General features: G+C 71.9%; 24 protein-coding genes. 14 read left to right on the top strand and 10 right to left on the bottom strand.

Translation table 11 applies throughout. The features are described from left to right. Positions 1 to 92: 92 nt before the first annotated feature. From PCA76_RS11005 to PCA76_RS11015, 3 genes are read left to right on the top strand one after another with little or no spacing between them, the layout of a single operon-like run. The gene (locus PCA76_RS11005) at positions 93 to 1,166 is read left to right on the top strand and encodes a FecCD family ABC transporter permease (protein WP_272617225.1); all 1,074 of its coding nucleotides are present in this window, start codon (positions 93 to 95) and stop codon (positions 1,164 to 1,166) included. A 20-nt stretch (positions 1,167 to 1,186) separates the two neighbouring features. Beyond that, positions 1,187 to 2,158: an ABC transporter ATP-binding protein gene (locus tag PCA76_RS11010; protein WP_272617227.1), complete on the top strand. Its 972-nt coding sequence runs from the start codon at positions 1,187 to 1,189 to the stop codon at positions 2,156 to 2,158. Next, entirely contained in the window at positions 2,158 to 3,105 is a 948-nt protein-coding gene (locus tag PCA76_RS11015) for an ABC transporter substrate-binding protein (protein ID WP_272617229.1), read from the top strand. The genes PCA76_RS11010 and PCA76_RS11015 overlap by 1 nt, the downstream gene beginning before the upstream one ends. Positions 3,106 to 3,249: 144 nt before the next feature. On the opposite strand, the gene PCA76_RS11020 is transcribed toward PCA76_RS11015, so the two are convergent. The 3 genes from PCA76_RS11020 to PCA76_RS11030 form a co-directional block, all read right to left on the bottom strand. Continuing rightward, positions 3,250 to 3,777 carry a hypothetical protein gene (locus PCA76_RS11020; RefSeq protein WP_272617231.1) on the bottom strand — a complete coding sequence of 176 codons (528 nt, stop codon included), beginning with the start codon at positions 3,775 to 3,777 and terminating at the stop codon, positions 3,250 to 3,252. Positions 3,778 to 4,379: 602 nt separating this feature from the next. After that, positions 4,380 to 5,024: a hypothetical protein gene (locus PCA76_RS11025; protein ID WP_272617233.1), complete on the bottom strand. Its 645-nt coding sequence runs from the start codon at positions 5,022 to 5,024 to the stop codon at positions 4,380 to 4,382. A gap of 124 nt (positions 5,025 to 5,148) precedes the next feature. After that, complete coding sequence (locus tag PCA76_RS11030; protein WP_272617235.1) at positions 5,149 to 5,790, bottom strand: TetR/AcrR family transcriptional regulator; 642 nt, start codon at positions 5,788 to 5,790, stop codon at positions 5,149 to 5,151. A 114-nt stretch (positions 5,791 to 5,904) separates the two neighbouring features. Between PCA76_RS11030 and PCA76_RS11035 the strand changes: the two genes are divergently transcribed. Beyond that, complete coding sequence (locus tag PCA76_RS11035; protein WP_272617237.1) at positions 5,905 to 6,624, top strand: MBL fold metallo-hydrolase; 720 nt, start codon at positions 5,905 to 5,907, stop codon at positions 6,622 to 6,624. A gap of 9 nt (positions 6,625 to 6,633) precedes the next feature. Here PCA76_RS11035 and PCA76_RS11040 read toward each other — a convergent pair whose 3' ends face one another. Together PCA76_RS11040 and trmB are read right to left on the bottom strand one after the other, a co-directional pair. Next, entirely contained in the window at positions 6,634 to 9,147 is a 2,514-nt protein-coding gene (locus PCA76_RS11040) for a DEAD/DEAH box helicase (protein ID WP_272617239.1), read from the bottom strand. A gap of 154 nt (positions 9,148 to 9,301) precedes the next feature. Next, a complete protein-coding gene (gene trmB / locus PCA76_RS11045) occupies positions 9,302 to 10,009 on the bottom strand; it encodes a tRNA (guanosine(46)-N7)-methyltransferase TrmB (RefSeq protein WP_442930218.1) in 708 nt (235 codons plus the stop codon). Positions 10,010 to 10,139: 130 nt separating this feature from the next. Between trmB and PCA76_RS11050 the strand changes: the two genes are divergently transcribed. Next, on the top strand, positions 10,140 to 10,820 hold the full coding sequence (locus tag PCA76_RS11050) for a hypothetical protein (RefSeq protein WP_272619304.1): 681 nt from the start codon (positions 10,140 to 10,142) through the stop codon (positions 10,818 to 10,820). A gap of 97 nt (positions 10,821 to 10,917) precedes the next feature. Next, a complete protein-coding gene (locus PCA76_RS11055) occupies positions 10,918 to 11,616 on the top strand; it encodes a class F sortase (RefSeq protein WP_442930252.1) in 699 nt (232 codons plus the stop codon). A gap of 119 nt (positions 11,617 to 11,735) precedes the next feature. Here PCA76_RS11055 and PCA76_RS11060 read toward each other — a convergent pair whose 3' ends face one another. From PCA76_RS11060 to PCA76_RS11070, 3 genes are read right to left on the bottom strand one after another with little or no spacing between them, the layout of a single operon-like run. Further along, a complete protein-coding gene (locus tag PCA76_RS11060) occupies positions 11,736 to 12,053 on the bottom strand; it encodes an antibiotic biosynthesis monooxygenase family protein (protein ID WP_272617241.1) in 318 nt (105 codons plus the stop codon). 34 nt (positions 12,054 to 12,087) lie between these two features. Continuing rightward, positions 12,088 to 12,885 (bottom strand): exodeoxyribonuclease III, encoded by a 798-nt coding sequence (locus PCA76_RS11065; RefSeq protein WP_272617243.1) that lies wholly within the window; start codon positions 12,883 to 12,885, stop codon positions 12,088 to 12,090. Positions 12,886 to 12,926: 41 nt separating this feature from the next. Beyond that, entirely contained in the window at positions 12,927 to 13,847 is a 921-nt protein-coding gene (locus PCA76_RS11070; RefSeq protein ID WP_272617245.1) for a proteasome assembly chaperone family protein, read from the bottom strand. Positions 13,848 to 14,267: 420 nt separating this feature from the next. On the opposite strand from PCA76_RS11070, the gene PCA76_RS11075 reads away from it, so the two are divergent. From PCA76_RS11075 to PCA76_RS11085, 3 genes are all read left to right on the top strand, one after another. After that, entirely contained in the window at positions 14,268 to 15,128 is an 861-nt protein-coding gene (locus PCA76_RS11075) for a peptidase M23 (protein WP_272617247.1), read from the top strand. Between the two features lie 106 nt (positions 15,129 to 15,234). Then, positions 15,235 to 15,381 carry a hypothetical protein gene (locus PCA76_RS11080; protein WP_167457721.1) on the top strand — a complete coding sequence of 49 codons (147 nt, stop codon included), beginning with the start codon at positions 15,235 to 15,237 and terminating at the stop codon, positions 15,379 to 15,381. A gap of 49 nt (positions 15,382 to 15,430) precedes the next feature. After that, complete coding sequence (locus tag PCA76_RS11085) at positions 15,431 to 16,186, top strand: EcsC family protein (protein WP_272617250.1); 756 nt, start codon at positions 15,431 to 15,433, stop codon at positions 16,184 to 16,186. Positions 16,187 to 16,204: 18 nt separating this feature from the next. On the opposite strand, the gene PCA76_RS11090 is transcribed toward PCA76_RS11085, so the two are convergent. Together PCA76_RS11090 and PCA76_RS11095 are read right to left on the bottom strand one after the other, a co-directional pair. Beyond that, on the bottom strand, positions 16,205 to 17,056 hold the full coding sequence (locus PCA76_RS11090; protein ID WP_272617252.1) for a GDSL-type esterase/lipase family protein: 852 nt from the start codon (positions 17,054 to 17,056) through the stop codon (positions 16,205 to 16,207). Positions 17,057 to 17,176: 120 nt separating this feature from the next. Continuing rightward, a complete protein-coding gene (locus PCA76_RS11095; RefSeq protein ID WP_272617254.1) occupies positions 17,177 to 17,770 on the bottom strand; it encodes an antibiotic biosynthesis monooxygenase in 594 nt (197 codons plus the stop codon). 121 nt (positions 17,771 to 17,891) lie between these two features. Between PCA76_RS11095 and PCA76_RS11100 the strand changes: the two genes are divergently transcribed. The 5 genes from PCA76_RS11100 to PCA76_RS11120 are packed head-to-tail and all read left to right on the top strand — an operon-like array spanning position 17,892 to position 22,465. Then, a complete protein-coding gene (locus PCA76_RS11100; RefSeq protein ID WP_272617256.1) occupies positions 17,892 to 18,155 on the top strand; it encodes a DUF6343 family protein in 264 nt (87 codons plus the stop codon). A gap of 12 nt (positions 18,156 to 18,167) precedes the next feature. Continuing rightward, positions 18,168 to 19,583 (top strand): NADP-dependent succinic semialdehyde dehydrogenase, encoded by a 1,416-nt coding sequence (locus PCA76_RS11105; protein WP_272617258.1) that lies wholly within the window; start codon positions 18,168 to 18,170, stop codon positions 19,581 to 19,583. A gap of 52 nt (positions 19,584 to 19,635) precedes the next feature. After that, the gene (locus PCA76_RS11110; protein ID WP_272617260.1) at positions 19,636 to 20,601 is read left to right on the top strand and encodes a TIGR03885 family FMN-dependent LLM class oxidoreductase; all 966 of its coding nucleotides are present in this window, start codon (positions 19,636 to 19,638) and stop codon (positions 20,599 to 20,601) included. A gap of 38 nt (positions 20,602 to 20,639) precedes the next feature. Continuing rightward, positions 20,640 to 22,211 (top strand): Na+/H+ antiporter, encoded by a 1,572-nt coding sequence (locus tag PCA76_RS11115; protein ID WP_272617262.1) that lies wholly within the window; start codon positions 20,640 to 20,642, stop codon positions 22,209 to 22,211. Then, positions 22,208 to 22,465 carry a UBP-type zinc finger domain-containing protein gene (locus PCA76_RS11120; RefSeq protein ID WP_272617264.1) on the top strand — a complete coding sequence of 86 codons (258 nt, stop codon included), beginning with the start codon at positions 22,208 to 22,210 and terminating at the stop codon, positions 22,463 to 22,465. The genes PCA76_RS11115 and PCA76_RS11120 overlap by 4 nt, the downstream gene beginning before the upstream one ends. Positions 22,466 to 22,492 lie beyond the last annotated feature (27 nt).

Genomic DNA, 22,492 nt, shown 5'->3' on the forward strand with positions numbered 1-22,492 from the left:
GCCCCGCTGACCCGCCCGGCCCATCCGGCAGGTCGGGCCCCGCTGGGTCGCCTGGCTTGCTCGGCCCCGCTGGGTCGCCTGGCCCGGCTGGCTTGTCGGCCTTCGCGGTCGCCGTGTCGCCTGGGGCCGACCATGCCCGGCTGCCCGGGCGGTCGCTGCTGCGCATCGGCCCGGTCAGCCTGCTGATCCGCCGCCGCGCGGTGCTGGTGGCCGCCGTGCTGACCGTGCTGCTTCTCCTGGCGGTCGTGCTCAGCCTCTCGCTGGGCACCCCGTACGTCGCCCCGGCCGACGTGCTGCGCGCCCTCTCCGGCGCCGGCACCCCGTACGACCTCGTGGTCCTTGACCTCCGGCTGCCGCGGGTCGTGCTGGCCGCGGTGGCCGGCGCGGCCTTCGGCATCGCCGGCACGCTGATCCAGAGCGTGGCCCGCAACCCGCTCGCCAGCCCGGACGTCATCGGCATCACCCAGGGTGCCGGCCTCGCCGCGACCGTGGCCCTGACCAGCGGAATGGCCGCAGTGCTGGTGGCGCCCACCGCGCTGGTGGGCGGGCTGCTCGCGGCAGTGCTGCTGTTCGCCCTCGGTGCCCGGCACGGGCTGGCCGCGCAGCGGTTCGTGCTCGCCGGGGTGGCGGTCGCCTTCGCCTTCCGGGCGCTCACCGAGGTGGTCATGCTCACCGCCGACCCGATCGACGGGCTGCGCGCCCAGATCTGGCTGATCGGCACCCTGGCCGGCAAGGGCTGGACCGAGGCCGCGTGGATCGCCGGCACCCTGCTGGTGCTGCTGCCGGTGCTGGCCTGGGCCGGCTGGGCGCTGAACAGCACCGCCCTGGACGACGACACCGCCCGGGGCGTCGGGCTGCGCCCGGTGGCCCGGCGGATCGGCCTCGCCGGCACCGGTGTGCTCGTCGCCGCGATGGTCACCGCCCAGGTCGGCGCCGTCGACTTCGTGGCGCTGGTCGCCCCGCAGGTGGCCCGCCGGCTGGTACGCGCCGAACGGCCACCACTGATCTGCGCGGCGCTGCTCGGCGCGTTGTTGCTGGTGCTGGCCGACCTGGCCGGCCGCCGGCTGTTCGCACCCACCCAACTGCCCGCCGGAGTGCTGACCGCCGCGATCGGTGGCCCGTACCTGATCTTCCTGCTGCTGCGCGGCCGGCGGCGGTCGTCGTGACGCCTCTAAGGAGTCGTGTGATGCTCTCCACCCGCGACCTGGTCGCCGGCTACGACGAGCGGACCGTGCTCGACGGGCTCGACCTGGACCTGCCGACCGACGCGTTCACCGTGATCGTCGGACCGAACGCGTGCGGCAAGTCCACCCTGCTGCGCACGATGGCCCGGCTGCTCACCCCGCGCCGGGGAACGGTGCTGCTGGACGGCACCGCGATCCGCGACCTGCCGACCCGGGACGTCGCCCGGCGGCTCGGCGTCCTGCCGCAGAGCCCGCTGGTGCCCGAGGGCGTCACCGTGACCGACCTGGTCGGGCGCGGCCGGCAGCCCTACCAGCGCTGGTGGCGGCAATGGTCGTCGGAGGACGGCGCGGCGGTGGACCAGGCGATGGCCCTGGCCGACGTGACCGACCTCGCCGACCGGCCGGTGGACAGCCTCTCCGGCGGTCAGCGGCAGCGGGTGTGGATCGCCATGACGCTCGCCCAGGACACCGACGCCCTGCTGCTGGACGAGCCGACCACCTTCCTCGACCTGGCACACCAGGTGGAGGTGCTGGACCTCCTGCACCGGCTGCGCGTCGAGCGGGGCCGCACCGTGGTCGCCGTGCTGCACGACCTCAACCAGGCCGCCCGCTACGCCGACCACCTGGTCGCGATGCGCGACGGTGCCGTGGTGGCCGCCGGACCGCCCCGGGAGATCCTCACCGCCGACCTGGTCCGCGACGTCTTCGGGCTGGCCTGCGTGGTCGTGCCCTGCCCGGTGACCGGCGCGCCGCTGGTGGTGCCCGCGTACACCGGCGGCCCCTCCGCCCCGGTCACCCCGTCCGCCGATGCTGCCGTCCCGGCTATCGCCTCTGGCGACGCGGGTGGCTCGGTCGTCGCGTCCGCTGACGCGGGTGGTCCCGATTCGTCGACGGCGTCCGTGCCGGACGCCCGACCCGCCAGCGGCGATGCGGCCACCCCGCTCGCCGGCTCGTACCCCTCGAAAGGACTCTGATGCGTCGTCTCGTCGCCGCTCTCGCCGCGGCCGCCGCCCTCGGCGTCGGACTCACCGCCTGCGGTGAGAGCGACCCGGTCGCCGGCTCCGCCACCGGGGAGACCCGGGAGATCACCCACGCCATGGGCACCACCAAGGTCCCGGCCGAGCCGAAGCGCGTCGTCGTGCTCGACACCGACAAGATCGACACGGCGCTTTCGCTGGGCATCACGCCCGTCGGCGCCGCCACCGCAGGTGAGGCCAAGAGCTGGCCGACGTACTTCGGCGCGGACAAGCTCGCCGGCATCAAGGAGGTCGGGGTGCTCACCGAGCCCGACCTGGAGGCGATCAACGCGCTGAAGCCGGACCTCATCCTCGGCAGCAAGTTCCGCCAGGAGAAGTTCTACGACGAGTTGGCCGCCATCGCGCCGACCGTGTTCACCGAGAAGGTGGGCATCACCTGGAAGGACAACCTCCTTCTCGACGGTAAGGCGCTCGGCCGCGAGCAGCAGGCCAAGGACCTGCTCGGCGCGTACGAGAAGCGGGCCAAGGACTTCGGCGCCACCCTCGGCGACGCCGCCGCACGCAAGGTGTCGATCGTGCGGTTCCTGCCCGGCAACATCCGGGTGTACGGCCCGGACTCGTTCTCCGGCATCGTCATCGGCGACACCGGCCTGGGCCGCCCCGAGCGGCAGTTGCTCGCCAACAAGGAAGACAAGCGCTTCGACCTCGTCAGCCCCGAGCGGATCAACGAGGTCGACGGTGACGTCATCTTCGTGACCGCGTACGGCGACAAGGCCGCTGCCGAGCAGACCAAGGTCGCCGGCGGGACCCTCTGGAAGGGCCTCAACGCCGTCAAGGCCGGCAAGGCGTACCCCGTCTCCGACGAGGTCTGGATGACGGGCATCGGCGTCGGTGCCGCCAACAAGATCCTCGACGACCTGACGAAGTACCTCCCCGCCGCCTGACCCCCTCAGTGCCCCTGCCCCAACCGCACGGCGCCCTGCGCCGGCCGTGCCGGCGCCGGGTCGTGCGGGCCCGTGATCGCGCTCGATCCAGGAAGTAGTGGCCTCCATTGAAGGGGAGGCCACTACTTCTGTGTTCGAGCGCGATCATTGTGCCCAGGGCGAGCGGGATCGCGTCCGCAGGGCGGCCCTGACCTCTGCGAGGAATCCGTCGAAGTCATCCCGCAGGCGCCTGGCAGTCACGTGCAGCACGATCCACTCGTCGCCGAGAAGCCGGTTGAGCCGTCGGCGGTCCCGATGGAACTGCTCGGGATCGTTGTGCCAGAGCCCGTCATACTCCACCGCAACCTTGAACTGCGGCCAGGCCAGGTCAAGCCGGGCCACGAACCGGCCCTGGTCGGCTACGACCCACTGTGTCTGAGGCCTGGGCAGGCCGGCGAGCACCAACCGCACCCGCGTGCGGGACTCCTGGGGTGACTCCGCGCCAGCGTCGGCCAGATCGACCGCACGCAGCAGCGACCGCCAGCCCCGCCGACCAGCCCGACTGAGTGCGTACTCGCGCAGAGCTGGCACGTCGGTAAGCCGGCTGGCCAGCATGGTGTCGATGACGACCACCGCCTCGACCACATCAAGCCAACGGGCGAGATCCCAGCAGGTCCGCGCGGGGCTGGTCACCCTGAGCCCTGCCCTGTTCGCTGTGTCGCCGGGGTCGATCTGCCCATGGTGGACCCGCAGGCCGGTAGTCGCCCCGATCCGGGCTTCGTTGGGAACCAGCACGTCAACTGGCTCGCTCGGAGTCGGTGCCGCGCAGCCGTACAAGGCCGCTGCGGAGCGCCCCGCGATGGCCGCTCCGGGTGGGATCAACCAGCGCCCGACGGCGGCGCACCTGACCCTGTGTGTGACTTTGACCTGGGAATCGGCATAGACGTCCCGGAAGAGTGGCCGCCACGCTGAGCTACGCAGGTCGTTTCGGGTCAGCAGACCGCGCGAGACCGCGACTGAGCCACGGAAGACCCGACCACGCAACTGCGGCGGCCGTCGAGGAGCTTTCGGCATGGGCTCCAGGCTGGTCGATGACCCGCACGCGACGCTGCCCCTGTGGATAACCATCAATCGCACCTCGCGTCGGTGCACGCCGCTGTCCCCATGATCACGCTCAAACATGGATGTAGTGGCCTCCCGAGAACGCGAGGCCACTACATCCTGGATCGAGCGTGATCATGCCCGGCGGCGTCCCGGCGGGCAGGTGGGCAGGTGCGGGGGTGGCGGGTGGGTGGTCAGGCGGCGGTGGACCAGATGGCGCGGAAGGCGGCGGCTTCGCCGGACAGCCACCGTTCGATCTGGTCGGGCTTGGCGTCGCTGGGCATGCGGTGGGCCTGGCCGCGGCGGATGTCGACCAGGATCGGCTCGGCGTGCGGGAGCACCGCGTCCATGTGTCGGGCCATCAGGTGCAGGGTGGCGAGCACCGACTCCTCGCTCGGTGGGGTCTCGTCGAAGTGCAGGCGGATCGCTTCGGCGCGGCCGTCGGCGTGGCGTACGCCGAAGTGAGGGTTGATCTTGACGGGTAGGTCACCCAGCATCGCCAGGGCATCGCGGGTCTGGGCGAGGTCGACGGCTGCCGGATCGCCGAGGGAGTGCAGCCAGGCCGTGGCGCCGGGGACGAGCGCCTGGTAGAGCGGGCGCCATCGTGGCTTGACCACGTCGACCACCCCGGTCAGGTGCGTGCCGCCGGTGTGGAAGGCGATGTCGGCCTTGAGCGCCTTGACGAACTGGCCGTGCGGGTTGAAGCCGGACCTGCTGGCGCGCTGCTTGCGCAGCCCGCCCACGAAGGTCGCCTTGGTGGGGCCGGTGCGGTCGACGTAGCGGGTGAAACCGAGCAGTGTGGCGTAGGGGGTGAGGGGCGTGGAGGCGGGCACTGTCACGAGCGTCCTCCCAGGTCAGGAACTCGATTAGTACATACATTCTAATCGACGGGTCTGACATCGCCCAGCGAATCTGGGGTCCGGAGATGTGCGGTTTCCGGAGACCTGGGCTGCCGGCCGGCACTCACTCGGCCGGTCGAGGTTGTCGTCCGTGCCTCGGCGGCGTCGTCCCGGGCGTACGGCCGGTGTCGAACGACGGTCGGGGCGGGTCCAGGGTCGTCAGGGCGGCGGTCAGGCGGTCGATGCCGAACGCGAAGGCCTCGTCGAGGTCGCCGCCGAGGTTGAAGGCACCCGCCAGCTCCATGCTGATGAAGCCGTTTGCCCAGGCGGTGAACATGCGCGCGGCTGACAGGGCGTGCTCGGGCCCGGCGAGTTCCGCGGCGAGGCGTAGGGCGGGGGCGGTCGCTCGGGTGAGAATGTCGAGGCTGGGCCTGGTGTCTGCGGGGCCGCTGGTGAAGATCAGGTGGTAGCCCGCGGGTTGGGCGTGGGCGAACGCGCGGAAGGCGTGGGCCAACTCGGCGAGGTCTCGGCCCGGATCGCCGCTGCCGGCTACGGTGAGCTGCTCGCCGAGGTCGTGCACGGTTGCTTCGGTGACGAGCCGGATGAGGTCGTCGCGATTGCGGACCCGTTTGTACAGCGAGGGGGCGCGGACGCCGACCCGCTGGGCGACCGCCTGCATGGTCAGGCCCGGAAGCCCTTCGGACTCCAGGATCTGGCGGGCGGCCGCGACGATGTCGGCGAGGGACGTCCGGTCGGGAGTCGGCATGCGGGGGGTTCCTTCCGGGGTGGGCGACGCTCGTCACCCATGATAGCTATGGCGCTTAGGCATCATGGCTATGTATCGTAGCTATCAGGGAACGGCATCACCTTGGAGGAAACCATGAAGCTCGGGCCGCATCTGCACCGCATCGGCAACGACATCGTCGCCGCGTACCTCGTCGAGACCGACGAGGGCGTGACCGTCGTGGACGCCGGCCTCGCCGGTCACTGGTCGGAGCTGCTGGCGGAGTTGTCCGCCATGGGTCGCTCGCTCGCCGACGTCCGAGGTCTGATCCTCACCCACGGCGACACCGACCACATCGGCTTCGCCGAGCGGCTCCGGCGCGACCACGGCGTACCGGTCTACGTGCACGAGGCGGACGCCGCCCGAGCCCGCGGCGAGGTCAAGTCCAAGTCGCCCTTCGGGACCTTCAAGGTGGGTGCCGTGGCCAGCTTCCTGATGTACGCGGGCCGCAAGGGTGTGCTGCGCACGACGTACCTCAGCGAGGTGATCACCGTGCGGGACGGTCAGGTGCTCGACCTGCCCGGCGCTCCGCGCGTCATCGGGATGCCCGGCCACTCGCCGGGCAGCATCGCCGTGCACGTGCCGATCGCCGATGCCGTGTTCGTCGGCGACGCGCTCACCACCCGACACGTGCTGACCGGCCGGTCGGGCCCGCAGCCGGCGCCGTTCACCGACGATCCGGCCCTGGCACTCGCCTCGCTGGCCCGCATCGAGGACCTGCGGGCGACGTGGATCCTCCCCGGCCACGGCACCCCCTGGAACGAGGGTGCCGCTGAGGCGGTGCGCCGGATCAAGGCTGCCGCCCCGGCCGGGTGATGGCGGGCGTCAGAGCTGGCCGACGTCCGTGATCCGGACGACCGCAGCGCCGACCTCGTCGGAGGCCACCAGGTCGATCTCGGCGCTGATGCCCCAGTCGTGGTCGCCGTTGGGGTCGTCGAAGCTCTGCCGGACGGTCCACCGCTCCCGCCCCTGCTCGATCATGAGCAGTGCCGGCCCTCGGGCGTCCGGCCCGACGCCGATCGAGTCGTACTCCTCGAAGTACGGCGCAAGCGCGTCGGCCCACGCGTCGTAGTCCCAGCCGTCCTCGGCGTCCAACTCGGCGAGCAGGTCCCAGCGGCGCAGCGCGGCCAGCTCGACGCGGCGGAACAGCGCGTTGCGCACCAGCACCCGGAACGCCCGCGCGTTGCGGGTCACCGCCGGTGGCCGGTCGGTCAGGGCGGCGTGCGCCAAGGCCACCTCGGCCACGTCGGACGGGTTGCGCAGCCGCTCCCACTCGTCGATGAGGCTGGAGTCGACCTGGCGGACCAGCTCGCCCAACCACTCGATGAGGTCGATCAGCTCCTCGGTCTTGGCGTCCTCGGGCACGGTCTGCCGCAACGTCTTGTACGCGTCGGCCAGGTAGCGAAGGACGAGACCTTCCGAGCGGGTCAGCCCGTAGAACTGCACGTACTCGGTGAAGGTCATGGCCCGCTCGTACATGTCGCGGACCACGGCCTTGGGGGAGAGCTGGTGGTCGGCGACCCACGGCTGGCTCTGCCGGTACATCTCGTACGCGGCCTCCAGCAGCTCCGCGAGGGGCTTCGGGTGGGTCACCTCGTCGAGCAGTTCGAGGCGGGCCTCGTACTCGATGCCCTCGGCCTTCATCGCGGCCACCGCCTCGCCGCGCGCCTTGAACTGCTGCGCGGACAGGATCTGCCGGGGGTCGTCGAGGATCGACTCGATCACCGAGAGAACGTCCAGGGCGTACGACGGGGACTCGGCGTCGAGCAGATCGATGGTGGCCAGGGCGAGGGGAGAGAGCGGCTGGTTGAGGGCGAAGTCGAGCTGGAGGTCGACGGTGAGCCGGACCCGCCGGCCGGTCTCGTCGGGCTCGGGCAGCTCCTCGACCACCTCGCCGGCGCGCAGCGCGCGGTAGATGGCGATCGCCCGGCGGATGTGCCGGCGCTGCGCGGTGGCGTCCTCGTGGTTGTCGGTGAGCAGGTGCCGCATCGCGGCGAACGCGTCCCCGGGGCGGCTGATCACGTTGAGCAGCATCGAGTGGCTGACCTGGAAGCTGGAGGTCAGCGGCTCGGGCTCGGCGTCGACCAGTCGGTCGAAGGTGGGCTGGCCCCAGCCGATTGAGCCCTCCGGCGGCTTCTTGCGGACCACCTTGCGCCGCTTCTTCGGGTCGTCGCCGGCCTTGGCGAGGGCCTTCTCGTTGTCGATGACGTGCTCGGGGGCCTGCACCACGACCCGGCCGATGGTGTCGTAGCCGGCCCGGCCGGCCCGCCCGGCGATCTGGTGGAACTCCCGGTTCTTGAGCAGCCGGGTACGGACCCCGTCGTACTTGGACAGGCCGGTGAACAGCACGGTGCGGATGGGCACGTTGATGCCGACGCCGAGGGTGTCGGTGCCGCAGATGACCTTGAGCAGGCCGGCCTGGGCGAGGGTCTCCACCAGTCGGCGGTACTTGGGCAGCATGCCGGCGTGGTGCACGCCGATGCCGTGCCGGACCAGCCGGGAGAGCGTCTTGCCGAAGCCGGCGGTGAACCGGAAACCACCGATCGCCTCGGCGATCATGTCCTTCTCAGCGCGGGTGCAGACGTTGACGCTGGTCAGCGCCTGGGCGCGTTCCAGCGCGGCGGCCTGGGTGAAGTGCACCACGTACACCGGGGCCTGCTTGGTCTCCAGCAGCTCCTCGAGCGTCTCGTGCAGCGGCGTCATCGCGTACGAGAAGATGAGCGGCACCGGCCGCTCGGCCGAGCGGACGACGGCGGTCGGCCGGCCATTACGCCTGGTCAGGTCGTCGACGAAGCGGGTGGTGTCTCCCAGGGTGGCGGACATCAGGATGAACTGGGCCTGTGGCAGCTCGATGATCGGCACCTGCCAGGCCCAACCCCGGTCGGGCTCGGCGTAGAAGTGGAACTCGTCCATGATCACCTGGCCGACGTCGGCCTTCGCGCCCTCGCGCAGCGCCAGGTTGGCCAGGATCTCCGCCGTGCAGCAGATGATCGGGGCATCGGCGTTGACGCTGGCGTCGCCGGTGAGCATGCCGACGTTCTCGGCGCCGAAGACCTCGCACAGGGCGAAGAACTTCTCCGACACCAGCGCCTTGATCGGCGCGGTGTAGAAGGTCGTCCGGCTGTCCGCGAGGGCCGCGAAGTGCGCGGCGACCGCCACCAGGCTCTTACCCGAGCCGGTGGGCGTGTTCATGATCAGGTTGGCGCCGGAGACGATCTCGATGACCGCCTCCTCCTGATGGGGGTAGAGGTCGAGGCCGCGCTCCTTCGCCCAACCGGCGAATGCGTCGAAGAGGGTGTCGGGGTCTGCGCTTGTCGGCAGCGCGGCGGTGAGCGTCATAGCCTGTCCATGGTGCCTGGATCATGCCCTCGCGCGCCAACCCGGCTCCCGCCGGACCCCCGTCCGGGCGTCCTGTACGCCCCCCGGAACCCCCGTCCGGGCGTCACGGACGCCTCGCCGGACCGGCGGTCGGCCGTCGCGGACGCCCCGGCGGTCACCGTCGGCGGTAGAGCAGGTCGGCGACCGGCCGGCCGGCCGTGATCGCCCGCCGCTCGAACTTCGTCACCGGGCGGTGCGCCGGACGCGGCGCGAAGCCGCCGTACGCGTCCACCAGCCCCGGGTCCGCATCCAGGGTGTTCCGCATCGCCTCGGCGTACTCGGCCCAGTCGGTCGCACAGTGCAGCGTGCCGCCGGGCCGCAGCCGGGACCGCAGCAGCGCCACGTGCGCCGGCTGGATGATCCGCCGCTTGTGGTGGCGGGCCTTCGGCCACGGGTCCGGGAAGAAGATGTGCACGGCGTCCAGCACACCCTCGGGCAAGCCGTTGACCAGGGACAACGCGTCGCCCTGCGCCACCCGCACGTTGCTCAGGCCGCCGCGGTGCAGCAGGTCGAGCAGGTTCGCGATTCCCGGCGTGTGCACCTCGACCGCCAGATAATCTCGATCCGGGTCGGCGGCAGCCATCGCGGCGGTGGTGTCGCCCATGCCCGAGCCGATCTCCAGCACCACCGGCGCCCGGCGACCGAACAGGTCGGCCAGGTCGACGGGCACGACCGGCCCGTCCGGCACATCCAGGCCGTACGCGGGCCAGAGCCGGCTCAGCGCGTCGGTCTGCCGGTCGCTCATCCGACCCCGACGGGGGTGGAACGTGCGGATCGTCCGGCTCACGGGCGGGACGGCGGGGTCATGGTCGGTGGCGGTCACAGCGAACCGAGCGTACGCGACGCCGCCGGCGGATCGGATGTGATGTGCGACCGGAAATGAGAGGATCCAATTGGTACGGCAGGTCGGGTGCTCCGCTGCCCGACACGGCCGCACGGCGTCGAGAGGGGGCATCGTGACAGTGACCCGTGGCGGCGTGATCCTGTCCGTGGTGACCGTGCTCGCCGGCCCTCTGCTGGCCGCTGCCCCCGCACTCGCCGCGCCCCAGTCTGCCGCCGCGCCGACCTTCTCGGCCGCGACCGTGTCCGCGTTCCAGCCCGCCGGCCTCGTACGCCCGGCGGCCGGCGCTCTCCAGCCCGCCGCCGTCGCACCCGCTCCGCAGCCCGAAGGCCCGCCGGGTGGCGCACCGCAGCCGACACCGGCGGTGGACATCTTCGTCGAGGTGAGCCCCAGCACGGTGCAGCCCGGCTACCTGGTCGGCATCCGCGCCAGTTGCCGGGACAACTCGGTGGGCGCCACCGTTGTCTCCGACGCCTTCGGCGCGGTCGGCGTGCAGCCGCAGCGTGGGGTGCTCACCGCCGCGCCGATGGTGCGCGAGCGCACCCGCCCCGGCAACTACCGGGTCAAGCTTGAGTGCCGCGACGGCGAGACCGCCTCGACCATGCTCCAGGTGGTCAAGAAGGTTCCGGTGCAGCCCAGTCGCGGCCCGGCCACCGGCTTCGGTGGGGGTGCCGACGGCGGGGCCAGCAGCCTGCTGCTGCCCGGCGGCGCGGCGCTGACCATCACCGGGTTGATCCTCGCCGTGGTGGCGCTGCGGCGGCCGCGTCCGGTCCGTGGCGCTGCCCGCCGCTGAGCCCGCCATGGAGATCTTTCACCCCCCGCCGCCTGACCGCCCGTCGGTGGATGACAGTCGGCTGGCGGGTGATCGTTGGCCGCTGGACGACCGCCCGCTGACCTCCGATCGTCCGGCGGTGGCCGCTCGCCCGGCGACCGCCGTCGCGCCTCGGCGTAGCCGTCCCTCCGGCCGTTCGTCCGACCGCAGCCGCTGGTCGGTGCCGTTGGCGGTGGTGCTGGTGCTGGCCGGGGTCTTCGCGACCGGGGCGGGCCTCGGCCGCTCGGTCGGCCCCTTCGACCTGGCCCCGACCGGCGGTGACCGGCCGGCCCGCAGCGAGTCGGTCGCGATGTCGGCCAGTCGCCCGGTGCGCCTCTCGGTGCCGGCGATCAAGGTCGCCGCGCCGGTGGCACCCGTCGGACAGGCACGGGACGGCTCGATCGCCGTACCGCCGTTGGAGCGGCACAACGAGACCGGCTGGTACGACCGCGGGCCCACGCCGGGCGAGCCTGGCCCGGCGGTGATCGTCGGGCACGTGGACACCAAGACCGGCCCGTCGGTCTTCTACGACCTTGGCAAGTTGCACCCCGGCGACCTGATCGAGGTGGCCCGGGCGGACGAATCGGTGGTGGTGTTCCGGGTCGACACCGTGGAGCACTTCCCGAAGGACCAACTGCCCGGCGAACGGATCTACGGCCACGACGGGCCGCCCGGGTTGCGGCTGATCACCTGCGGTGGTCAGTTCATCGGCGGACGGACCGGCTACGCCGACAACGTCATCGCGTTCGCCACCCTGCAGTCCTCCCGCAAGCCCTGAATCCCACCCAGTCCACCGGCCTGCAAGATCGACACGGTGTCGGTGATGTCGGGGTGTCCCGCGGACTCAGACACCCCGATCTCACCGATCCCGAGTGGATCAAGCGTCAGGAGGCCTGGCTAGGGCTGGGGAACGTGCAGGGCGACCTCGAACTCCAGGAGGCTGGCGCCGGTGGCGACGGGCGGGCGCGGCTTTTCGCCTGGGGCGGTGGCGTGGGCGGCGCGCGACGGGCCGGCGGCCCAGGCCTGATAGGCCTCCTCGGTCTCCCACTTCGTGTAGACGAAGTAGCGGGTCTCGCCGGCCACCGGGCGGAGCAGCTCGAAGCCGAGGAAGCCGGGGGAGTTCTCCACCGCGCCGGCTCGGGCGGCGAACCGCTTCTCCAACTCCGCGCCGCCACCGGGCGGGACCTCGATTGCGTTGATCTTCACGACTGCCATCTGCCCACCCTAGCCACCACCAGCAGGCCGAGGCTCAGAACGTCTCGACCACCGGCACCAGGTCGGCGTCGACCACGATCGGGGCGTGGTCGGAGGGGCCCTTGCCCTTGCGGGCCTCCCGGTCCACGTACGCCGAGCGGACCGCCCGCGCGAACGGCGCGGACGCGTACACCAGGTCGATTCGCATGCCTTTGTTCTGGTGGAACATCCCGGCCCGGTAGTCCCAGTAGGTGTAGGGGTGTGGCCCCTTCATCGGGGTGGGCACGATGTCGCTGAGGCCCAGGTCGCGCAGCGCGGCGAGGGCCGCCCGCTCGGCGGGGGTGACATGGGTGGAGTGGGTGAAGAGCGCCGGGTCCCAGACGTCGGCGTCGGTCGGGGCGACGTTGAAGTCGCCGCTGACGGCCAGCGGGAGCCCGCCGGTCAACTCCGCCTCCAGCGCGTCGCGCAGCGCGGCGAACCAGGCCAACTTGTACGCGTAGTGCGGGTCGTCCGGCGTCCGGCCGTTGGGCACGTACACCGACCAGACCCGCACCCCGTCGCAGGTGGCGGAGATGGCGCGGGCCTCCGGGTCGGGAAAGCCGGGCTCACCGGCGAACCCGACCCGGACGTCGTCCAGCCCGACCCGGGACAGGATGGCGACCCCGTTCCACCGGCCGTCGCTGTGGCTGGCCACGGTGTAGCCCAACTCGCCCACCTCGGTCACCGGGAAGGCGCCGTCCGGGCACTTGGTCTCCTGTAGGCAGACGACGTCCGGCCCGGTGTCGGCCAGCCACTCCAACAGCCGGGGTAGGCGGGCCTTCACCGAGTTGACGTTCCAGGTCGCCAGGCGCATGCCCCCAGCCTGCCGCATCCGCCCCCGGGACGCCGGGTCAGTCAGCTGCCCGGGGTGTCGCCAGGACGGGTCTGCTCGGCCAGGAACCGTTCGAGTTCCGCGCCGAGTTCGTCGGCCGTGGGCAGCGGCCCGGCATCCGGGGCGAGCAGGCTCTTCTCGCCCCGACCTCGGGCGAACGCGTCGTACTGCTCCTCCAGGGCCTGGACCAGGGCTGCGGCGTCCTCGGTCTGGGCCACCTGCCGGTCGATCTCCACCCGAACCACCTCGGCGGCCGAGCGCAGTCCGTCGCCGGGCAGCAGCAGCCCGGTGCTGCGTGACACCGAGGCGAGCAGCACCTCGGCGGCGGCCGGGTACTCGGTCTGCGCCACGTAGTGCGGCACGTGGGCGGCGAAGCCCAGCGCGTCGCGGCCCTGCTCGCCGAGGCGGAACTCCAGCAGGTGACCGACGCTGCCGGGCACCTGGACGCGTTGCAGCCAGGGCTCGTACCCGCTGATCAGCTCGGGGCGGGTGGCGTGCGCGGTCACCCCGGTCGGCCGGGTGTGCGGTACCGCCATCGGGATCGAGTTGAGCCCCACGGTGAGCCGGACGTCCAGTCGGGCGGCGAGCCCGGCGACGGCGGCCACGAAACGCTCCCACTGCAGGTCCGGCTCGGGGCCGGTGAGCAGCAGGAACGGGGTTTCGTCGTCGTCGTGCAGGAGGTGCAGCTCCAGCATGGGCGCGTCGACGCTCTCCCAGTGGTCCTCGACGAAGGTCATCACCGGTCGTCGTGACCGGTAGTCGAAGAGCTGGTCGACGTCGAAGGTGGCGATCGGCCGGCCTTCCAGCGAGGTGAGCAGCTGCTCGCGCGCCAGCCGGCTGGCGTTGCCGGCGTCCACGAACCCGGTGAGGGCCTGGATCAGGACCGGTTGCCCGAGGTCGGGCAAATCGTCGGTGAGCTGGTAGAGCTCGTGTGGGTCGAGCACCGGTGCGGACCTCCCTGAAATGTGCCTGCGGGATGCCGACACGATGGAGGGCACCCGTTCGGGCAAACTACCCGCCATCCTGGTGCATTCCTGCGCGGGGCGATCCGTCGCCCGGGGGATGGACGTCCCCGGACTAATCATCTGATTACGCCGCCAGGCTGGTCCCGTCGACCGATCGGCCGAGGGCTGGTTCGGCCCAAAGGCCGAGTTTGTCGATCATGTCAGGCCGGGTGGTCCGATGTCCGGGCCTGTCGCCCGCCGTGTCCGCCTGCGTGCGGCGCCAGCTTCATCCGGTACGCGAGGTACGTTCCCCGGGCGCGTCGACCCGTCCCGGTCGTCCACCAGTACCGGCCCGATCTGTGGCGAGCACCACGTGATCACCGTGCGTGATCAGGGTTTCCACCTGCCTAGCCTCGGTTGATGCGTGACGACGGCACCCTCGACGACCCGTACGCCCCGAGCAGCCCCACTGCCGATACGGAGGATGGCACCTCAACCGAACGGACAACCGCCGCGAGTCGGCTCCGGGCGTACGCCCGGGACCTGACCGGCCGACGCCGGGCGCAGGTGGCGCTGGCGACCGGTGTGGTCTGCTGCCTCGGTTTGGCCGCTGTGGCGCAGGTCCGCGACGAGACCGCCGACGCGGCGACCCGGGGTGGCCCGCTCTCCAGCTCGGAGCTGGCGCAGCGCGCCGAACAGCAGCGTGCCTCCCGTGGTCTCGACCGCGCAGCCGCCCCGACCACCCCCACCGCTGCCCCGTCCGCGGTGGCGACCCCCGCCGACCCGGACACCACCGCGCGGGCCCGGAAGGTCGCCTCGGTCCCCCCGACCGACCCGGCGCCCGTCGCCGGGCTCGACGAGGACCAGATGGAGAACGCCGAGGCGATCGTCCGCACCGGCCGCAAGATGGGGGTCCCCCGCCGAGGTCTGGTGATCGCGGTGGCCACCGCCATGCAGGAGAGCAACCTCTACAACGTGGCCAGCGGTGTGCTGCCCGAGTCGCAGGACTACCCGCACCAGGGCGTCGGCTGGGACCACGACTCGGTCGGGTTGTTCCAGCAGCGCTCCAGCAGCGGCTGGGGCCCGGTGGGCCGGCTGATGGACCCCGCGTTCGCCACCCGGCAGTTCCTCGCCGCGCTGGAGCAGGTGCCGGGCTGGCAGCGGATGCGGCTCACCGATGCTGCCCAGGCGGTGCAGGTCTCCGCGTACCCCGAGCACTACCAGCAGCACGAATGGCGGGCCACCCGGGTCGTCGACGCCATCGTGCCGGCGGGGAGGTAGCCTTCCGCCCACTATGGACGGTCAGGGTTGAGGCTGTGGCGTCCCGGGTACATGTGTTGCGGGTTCGGGGTACACATGACAGAGGGATCATCGACAGGAGGACGCCATGTCACTGATGCAGCGGATCACCACGTTCCTGAGATCGCCGAAGGGGCAGCAGCTGGTCGAGCGAGGTCGTCGGGAGATGGCCAAGCCCGGCAACCAGCAGAAGCTCAAGGGTCTCGCGGCCCGGCTGTCCAACCGCCGCCGCTGACCGCCCCATCGGCCGCCCTGTCCGCCGTTCCCACCCCTGGGGAGACCCGGTGACCGACACCCCGCCCGTCGGCGGCCAGCCCGCCGCCCCCACTCCTCAGCCGTCCGTCGGCCTGCCGACCGGGCCGGCGGACGCTCCCGAGGGCCCGCCGGCCCGTCTCTGGGACCGGATGCGCGGCGACCCGCAGTACGCGCCGGAGCACCTCGCCCTCGAGGCGGTGCGTCGGCTCGGGCCGGAAGCCGTGCAGTGGGCCGTCCGGGCCCGCACCGAGCAGCCGGGGGTGTCGGCCGACGCCCTGGCCGACCAGGCGGCCCGCAAGTTCGTCAACCTGGCCCGTCTGTCCGGCGCGGTCTCCGGTGCTGCCGGGCTGCCCGGCGCCGTGATCGATGTGGGCGTGCTGGCCTGGACGCAGGCGCGGATGGTGCTGCACATCGCCGCCGCGTACGACGTCGACCCGGTGCACAGCGACCGGGCCACCGACCTGCTCGTCCTACAACGCGTGCACAAGGTCGCCGAGAGCGCCCGGCTGGCGCTCGGCGTGGCCGCCGGCCGGGAACGCGCCGACGCGCTCTTCGGTCTGGGCGGACAGCGCCCGCTCGGTCGGGTCATGTTGCAACTCGGCATCCGGCTGGCCCAGATGGCAGGTGTCCGGGCCGCCAAGCGGATGGTCGCCAAAGTCGTCCCCGGGGCGGCCATCGTGCTCGGCACCTGGGCCAACTCGTCGGCCACGAAGGACCTCGCGCAGCGTTCCCGCGCCGTCTACCGCTCACGGGGCACCGCCGTTCCGGAGCCCCGCCACCCCTGACGGTCGCCTCCGGGTTGGTCAGTTGGCCATGCCGGAGGCGCGCCAGGTCACCTCGGCGAGCCGGCCCTGGCCGGTGGCGTTGGGGTGGAACCAGTCCAGCGGGTTGAGCAGATCCAGGGTGAACCGGATCTTGTGCGCCGCGCCGCCGTCATGGCGGCAGCGTGAGCCGTACGCCCGGCAGGCCGCCACCAACTGGGCGTTGTACGCGTCGATCCGATCCCGGACGGCGGCCCGGCGCGCCCGGTCGACGGGTGCCGTCGAGGTCGCCTCGGCCAGCAGGGCCGGGCAGATGCCTCGCCGCCACGCGCGTGCCGCCCGGGGGTCGTCGTGCCCGATCTCCCAGAGCCGGTAGAGGTCGGGGATGCTCACCACCAGCACCCGGGCCTTCGGCCGGCCGGTCCGCAGCACCCGCAGGCCCCGGTCGACGTCCGCCCGGAACTGGGCGACCGGCGTCATCGCGTCCACCCCGCCTCGGCACACGTCGTTGGCGCCGATCAGCACGGTGACGTAGTCGGCGCGGTCGCGTACCGCTGCCTGGGCCTGGCCTTCGAGGGCGTCCGCGCGGGCGCCGGGACGGGCGTGGTTGTACGTCCGGTCGCGGATCGCCGAATTCTGGTCGAGCAGTCGCCGGTAGTGGCTCTGCACGCGCAGGCCGTCCCCGGTCGACCAGGAGTTGCGCTCGCAGGAGGTGAGCACCAGGCAGGAGGCGAAGCCGGTGCTGATCGAGTCGCCGAGCGCGGCGATGCCACCCGGCCCGCTCGACGGCGGGGTGCTCGCGGTGGGGCGGGGTGTCGCGGAGGTGCCGCCCTCGCAGGCCAGCGCGACGAGCGCCGCGAGACAGGCCAGGGCGGCGACCCAGCGTCGAGGCATGACATTCCCCGTTCCCGCAGCAGAGAGCGACAGCGCGGTAACTCTATGCGTAGGACGGGGCTTTCCGGGAAGTTGCTGTCGGGTATGCGGCAGAACGCCGACGCTGGTGGCGGCGGGGTGTTACAAGCCCCGCCAGGGTGCCGCCTGGCCGTGCAACCACCAGTGCAACGCCCGGGTGATCCGGGGCAGCACCAGATAGGTCATCAGCGGGGTCAGGCAGAGCGTCATCAGCAGCACCCGCGCCGCCAGCGGCACAGCGTCGAGGAAACGGCTGGTCAGCAGGGTGGCGGTGAGGCTCAGCGGAAAGAACGCCAGCCAGATGGTCACCGCCTGCTTCCACCTCGGCGGCGACGCGGGCGGAATCGGCTCCACCAGGTCCACCGAATGCTCCAGCGGCGGGTCGAACCAGCCCTCGATCCCGGTACGCCGCTCGACCCGGGTGTGCTCGACGATGCCCTGCGCCGAGCTGAGCCACCAGTGCCGCTGCGGCGACTCCTCCCACCGGTGCAGCGTCTCGGCGTCGGCGAAGCGGTAGAGCATGTGCCACTCCGGCGAACCGGGGCCGCTCTGCACCCAGCCGGCGCCGAGAAACCCGGGGAATGCCTCGGCCAGCGCGGTGCCGGCCCGCATCCAGGCCACCATCTCGCTGGACCGCCCCGGATCGACACGGCGGGCGATGGCGACGGTCACCGGCACGGCGAAGGTCATTGACATGCGCCCATCCTGCGGTCGGCGGGGCCCCAGCGCGAACGGATGTGCCAGAGCACACCGCGCCGAAGGGTGTGCGAGCGCGCGGCGCCGGTTAACCCGTCCGATCGGGGGTAGGTCGGGGAGTATGACGAGATCGCAGCCCCGGCGCGCCCGTGGCACGGTCGGCCACGCGAACAGCGCGCTGAACCTCCGGCTCACCCTGGCCAGCTTCGGGCTGGTGATCATGGTGCTCTTCGCGGTGCTGGCGTTCTGGGCCGGCATCGCCTGGCTCGGCGTAATCTGCGCGATCCTCGCCGTGGTCGCCGTGGTCGACCTGGTCGTGATCCAGCGCCGCCGCGCCGCCCGCCACCGCGAGGAGCCGGGCGTCAAGCACTCGTTGTTCGAGTGACAGGAGGACGAGATGCCCCACATCGCCACCACCAACCCCGCCACCGGTCAGGTGCTCAAGACCTATGAGGCGATGTCCACCGAGCAACTCGACGCTGCCATCGAGCGCACCGACCTCGCCTACCGACAGCTGCGGGAGACCACCGTCGACCAGCGCGCCCGGTGGATGAACGCCGCGGCCGACCTGCTGGACGCCGAGCGGGACGAGATCGCCCGGATCATGACCACGGAGATGGGCAAGACGTACGTCTCGGCGCAGGCCGAGGTGACCAAGTGCGCCGCGGCCGCCCGCTTCTACGCGGACAAGGCACCGGCATTCCTCGCCGACGAGCCGGCCGACGCCGACGCGGTCAAGGCGACCCGCGCGTTCATCCGCTACCAGCCGATCGGTGTCGTGCTCGCGGTGATGCCGTGGAACTTCCCGCTCTGGCAGGTGATGCGCTTCGCCGCACCAGCGCTGATGGCCGGCAACACCGGTCTGCTCAAGCACGCCTCCAACGTGCCGCAGACCGCGCTCCTGCTGGAGGACGTGTTCCGCCGGGCCGGCTTCCCCGAGGGGGCCTTCACCACCGTGCTGGTCGGCTCGGACGCCGTCGAGCGGATCCTCAGCGACCCCCGCGTGCGCGCCGCCACGCTCACCGGCAGTGAGCCCGCCGGTCGGTCCATCGCCCAGATCGCCGGGCGGGAGCTGAAGAAGACCGTCCTCGAACTCGGCGGCAGCGACCCCTTCGTGGTGATGCCCTCGGCCGACGTGGATCGGGCCGCGGAGGTGGCCACCACCGCCCGCTGCCAGAACAACGGCCAGTCCTGCATCGCCGCGAAGCGGTTCATCGTGCACACCGACGTGTTCGACGCCTTCGCCGAGAAGTTCGCCGCGAACATGGCCGCACTGCGGGTCGGCGACCCGATGGACCCGAACACCGACGTGGGACCGCTGGCCAGTGAGCGTGGCCGTGACGAGGTGCACGCCCAGGTCCGCGACGCGGCGGACAGCGGCGCGACCGTGCTGTGCGGCGGCGAGCCGCCGCCCGGCGACGGCTGGTTCTACCCGCCGACCGTGGTCACCGACCTCACCCCGCAGATGCGGATGTGGTCCGAGGAGGTCTTCGGCCCGGTCGCCGGCCTCTTCCGGGTGTCGTCGTACGAGGAGGCGATCGAGGTCGCCAACGGCACCAGTTTCGGGCTCGGCTCGAACGCCTGGACGCGAGACGAGGCCGAGCAGGAGCGCTTCGCCACCGACCTGGACGCGGGCAACGTCTTCATCAACGGGATGACGACGTCCTACCCGGAGTTGCCCTTCGGCGGTGTGAAGAACTCCGGCTACGGGCGGGAGCTGTCCGCGCTGGGCATGCGGGAGTTCTGCAACACCAAGACGGTCTGGGTGGGCGAAGGCGCCGCCTCGGCCGGCGCGGGCGCGCACGCCGAATAGTTCGGGGCGCGGCACGCGTCAGCCGGCGCCGTCGTGGGTAGGAGGTGTGCCCATGACGTCGTTCGGGTTCCACGCCTCGCATGAGCAGATTGGTCCGCGCGCCCTGTTGGAGGCGGTGATACACGCCGAGCGGGCCGGCTTCGACGCCGCCATGTGCTCCGACCACTTCTCCCCGTGGAGCGCCCGGCAGGGCGAGTCCGGCTTCGCCTGGTCCTGGCTGGGTTCCGCGCTGCAGGCCACCGGCATGCCGTTCGGCGTGGTCAACGCACCAGGCCAGCGGTACCACCCGGCGATCATCGCGCAGGCGATCGGCACCCTCGGCGCGATGTACCCGGGCCGGTTCTGGGCGGCGCTGGGCACCGGCGAGGCCAGCAACGAGCACATCACCGGCGACCCGTGGCCGCGCAAGGACGTACGCGCCGCCCGGCTCCGGGAGTGCGTGGACGTGATCCGGGCGCTGCTGGCCGGCGAGGAGGTCAGCCACGACGGCCTGGTACGCGTGGATCGCGCCCGGCTCTGGACTCGCCCCGAGCAGCCTCCCGCGCTGGTCGGCGCCGCCGTCAGCGTGGCCACCGCCCGTTGGTGCGCCGAATGGGCGGACGGCCTGATCACCGTGAACGCCCCGGTGGAGCACCTACGCGAGATGATCGACGCGTACCGGGACGCCGGCGGGCGCGGGCCGCTGCACCTGCAGGTGCACGTCTCCTGGGCGCCGGAGCAGGCGCAGGCCGAGGCGCTCGCGTACGACCAGTGGCGCAGCAACGTCTTCGCCCCGCCGGTCTGCTGGGATCTGGAAACGGTCGAGCACTTCGACGTGGTCTCCTCCGACGTTCCGAAGCAGCGGATCGCTGAGGTGGTGAACATCTCGGCCGACCTGGGCCGGCACGTCGGCTGGCTGGAGGAGTACGTGGAGTTGGGCTTCGACCAGATCGCCCTGCACCACGTCGGGCAGGAGCAGCGCGGGTTCATCGACGCGTTCGGCGCGGAGGTGCTGCCGAAACTGCGCACGACTGGCTGATCGAGGTCCGGATCGGCGGACCCCTAGGCTCGTACCCCATGGAAAGCCTGTTTCCGGTCGTCGTCTTCCTGGCGATCGCCACCCTGGGCGCCGCGCTGGCCCGCAGGCTCGGCCTGCTCGCGCCGATCCTGCTGGTCATCCTCGGTCTGGGGCTCTCCTTCGTGCCGGGCGTCCCGCACGTGGAGCTCGACCCGGAGCTGGTGCTGATCGGCATCCTGCCGCCGCTGCTCTACGTCGCCGCGCTGGAAACCTCGGTGCCGGCGTTCAAGAACAACATCCGGCCGATCCTGCTGCTCGCCGTCGGCCTGGTGCTGTTCACCGCGTTCGTGGTCGGGTTCGTGCTGCACCTGCTGCTGCCGCAGTTGCCGTTCGCGATCTGCCTGGCCCTCGGCGCGGTGGTCGCCCCGCCCGACGCCGTGGCGGCCACGGCGGTCGCCCGGCGGGTTGGCCTGCCCCGCCGGGTGGTCACCATCCTGGAGGGGGAGAGCCTGGTCAACGACGCCACCGCGCTGGTGCTGCTGCGGGTCGCGACGATGGCCACCATCGGCTCGGCGGTCGGCACCGCCGAGGTCGCCATCGAGGTGTTGCGGGCCACCGGCGGTGGCATCCTGATCGGGGCGCTCGGCGCACTGGTCTTCGGCTACCTGCACCGGCGGATCACTGACCCGTTGCTCGACAACGCCCTGTCGTTGATCATCCCGTTCGCGGTGGTGTTCACCGCCGAGGCGGTGCACGCCTCGGGTGTGGTGGCGGTGGTCGTCACCGGTCTGGTGCTCGGCCACAAGCTGCCGCAGCTGCTGTCGGCGGCGTCCAGGTTGCAGGTCGGCGCGTTCTGGCGGCTGGTCCGGTTCCTGCTGGAGGGGCTGGTCTTCCTGCTGGTCGGGCTCCAACTGCGGGAGGTGCTGCGAGACCTCGACGAGCCGGCCGGTTCGCTCATCATGATCACCTTCGCGGTGCTCGCCACCGTCCTCCTGACCCGGTTCATCTGGCTCTTCCCGGCCACCTACCTGGCCCGGTTGGTCCCAAGGGTCCGGCGCCGGGACGCCAGGCCGTCACCGAAGTTCCCGATCATCATCGGCTGGGCCGGGATGCGGGGCGTGGTGACGCTGGCCGCCGCGCTGGCCCTGCCACTGACCCTGGCCGACGACAAGCCGTACCCCCGGGCCCTGTTCATCTGGCTGGCCTTCGCGGTGATCGTGGTCACCCTGGTCGGTCAGGGTGCCACCCTGCCGCTGGTCGCCCGCCGGCTGAAGCTGCCCCAGGACGACCCGGTGCAGGACGCGCTGTCGGCCGCCGGGGTGCAGCAACAGGCCAGCAGGGCCGCCCAGGATCGCCTCGACAAGCTGGCCGAGAGCGCCCCCGCGGCGGTGGTGGACCGGCTGCGCCGTGCGCTGGAGGACCGCAACAACCTGGCCTGGGAGCGGCTCGGTGGCACTGAGCGGGAAACGCCGTCCCAGGCGTACGGTCGGCTACGACAAGAAATGATCGACGCCGAGCGGGATGTGTTCCGGGCTGCCCGGGACTCCGGTCGGATCCCCGAGGAGGTGTTGGTGCGGGCCTATCGTGACCTGGACCTGGAGGAGTCGTTGCTGCGGGAGGTCGAGAAGTGAGCTGTCAGCACCTGACCGAGGCGGACGCGGTCGAGCCGCGCACCACCGAGGAATGCCCCGACTGCGTCGCCATCGGCAACGCCGACTGGGTGCACCTGCGGGCCTGCCTGAGCTGCGGGCACGTCGGTTGCTGCGACTCGTCGCCGTACCAGCACGCCACGAAGCACTTCGAGTCCACCGGCCACCCGGTGATCCGTTCGGTGCAGCCGGGCGAGACCTGGCGTTGGTGTTACGTCGACGAGGAGATCGGCTGACGGTCCCGACGACTGGTGACGGCCCGG

The organism is Micromonospora sp. LH3U1, from assembly GCF_028475105.1.
GTDB lineage: Bacteria > Actinomycetota > Actinomycetes > Mycobacteriales > Micromonosporaceae > Micromonospora.

Excerpts from the sequence above, each read along its gene's own strand:
- PCA76_RS11100 (WP_272617256.1), top strand. The coding sequence starts at position 17,892 with ATGACGAGATCGCAGCCCCGGCGCGCCCGTGGCACGGTCGGCCACGCG.
- PCA76_RS11040 (WP_272617239.1), bottom strand. The coding sequence starts at position 9,147 with ATGACGCTCACCGCCGCGCTGCCGACAAGCGCAGACCCCGACACCCTC.
- PCA76_RS11080 (WP_167457721.1), top strand. The coding sequence starts at position 15,235 with ATGTCACTGATGCAGCGGATCACCACGTTCCTGAGATCGCCGAAGGGG.
- PCA76_RS11030 (WP_272617235.1), bottom strand. The coding sequence starts at position 5,790 with ATGCCGACTCCCGACCGGACGTCCCTCGCCGACATCGTCGCGGCCGCC.
- PCA76_RS11105 (WP_272617258.1), top strand. The coding sequence starts at position 18,168 with ATGCCCCACATCGCCACCACCAACCCCGCCACCGGTCAGGTGCTCAAG.
- PCA76_RS11095 (WP_272617254.1), bottom strand. The coding sequence starts at position 17,770 with ATGTCAATGACCTTCGCCGTGCCGGTGACCGTCGCCATCGCCCGCCGT.
- PCA76_RS11065 (WP_272617243.1), bottom strand. The coding sequence starts at position 12,885 with ATGCGCCTGGCGACCTGGAACGTCAACTCGGTGAAGGCCCGCCTACCC.
- PCA76_RS11110 (WP_272617260.1), top strand. The coding sequence starts at position 19,636 with ATGACGTCGTTCGGGTTCCACGCCTCGCATGAGCAGATTGGTCCGCGC.
- PCA76_RS11060 (WP_272617241.1), bottom strand. The coding sequence starts at position 12,053 with ATGGCAGTCGTGAAGATCAACGCAATCGAGGTCCCGCCCGGTGGCGGC.
- PCA76_RS11090 (WP_272617252.1), bottom strand. The coding sequence starts at position 17,056 with ATGCCTCGACGCTGGGTCGCCGCCCTGGCCTGTCTCGCGGCGCTCGTC.
- PCA76_RS11035 (WP_272617237.1), top strand. The coding sequence starts at position 5,905 with ATGAAGCTCGGGCCGCATCTGCACCGCATCGGCAACGACATCGTCGCC.
- PCA76_RS11015 (WP_272617229.1), top strand. The coding sequence starts at position 2,158 with ATGCGTCGTCTCGTCGCCGCTCTCGCCGCGGCCGCCGCCCTCGGCGTC.
- PCA76_RS11010 (WP_272617227.1), top strand. The coding sequence starts at position 1,187 with ATGCTCTCCACCCGCGACCTGGTCGCCGGCTACGACGAGCGGACCGTG.
- PCA76_RS11115 (WP_272617262.1), top strand. The coding sequence starts at position 20,640 with ATGGAAAGCCTGTTTCCGGTCGTCGTCTTCCTGGCGATCGCCACCCTG.
- PCA76_RS11075 (WP_272617247.1), top strand. The coding sequence starts at position 14,268 with ATGCGTGACGACGGCACCCTCGACGACCCGTACGCCCCGAGCAGCCCC.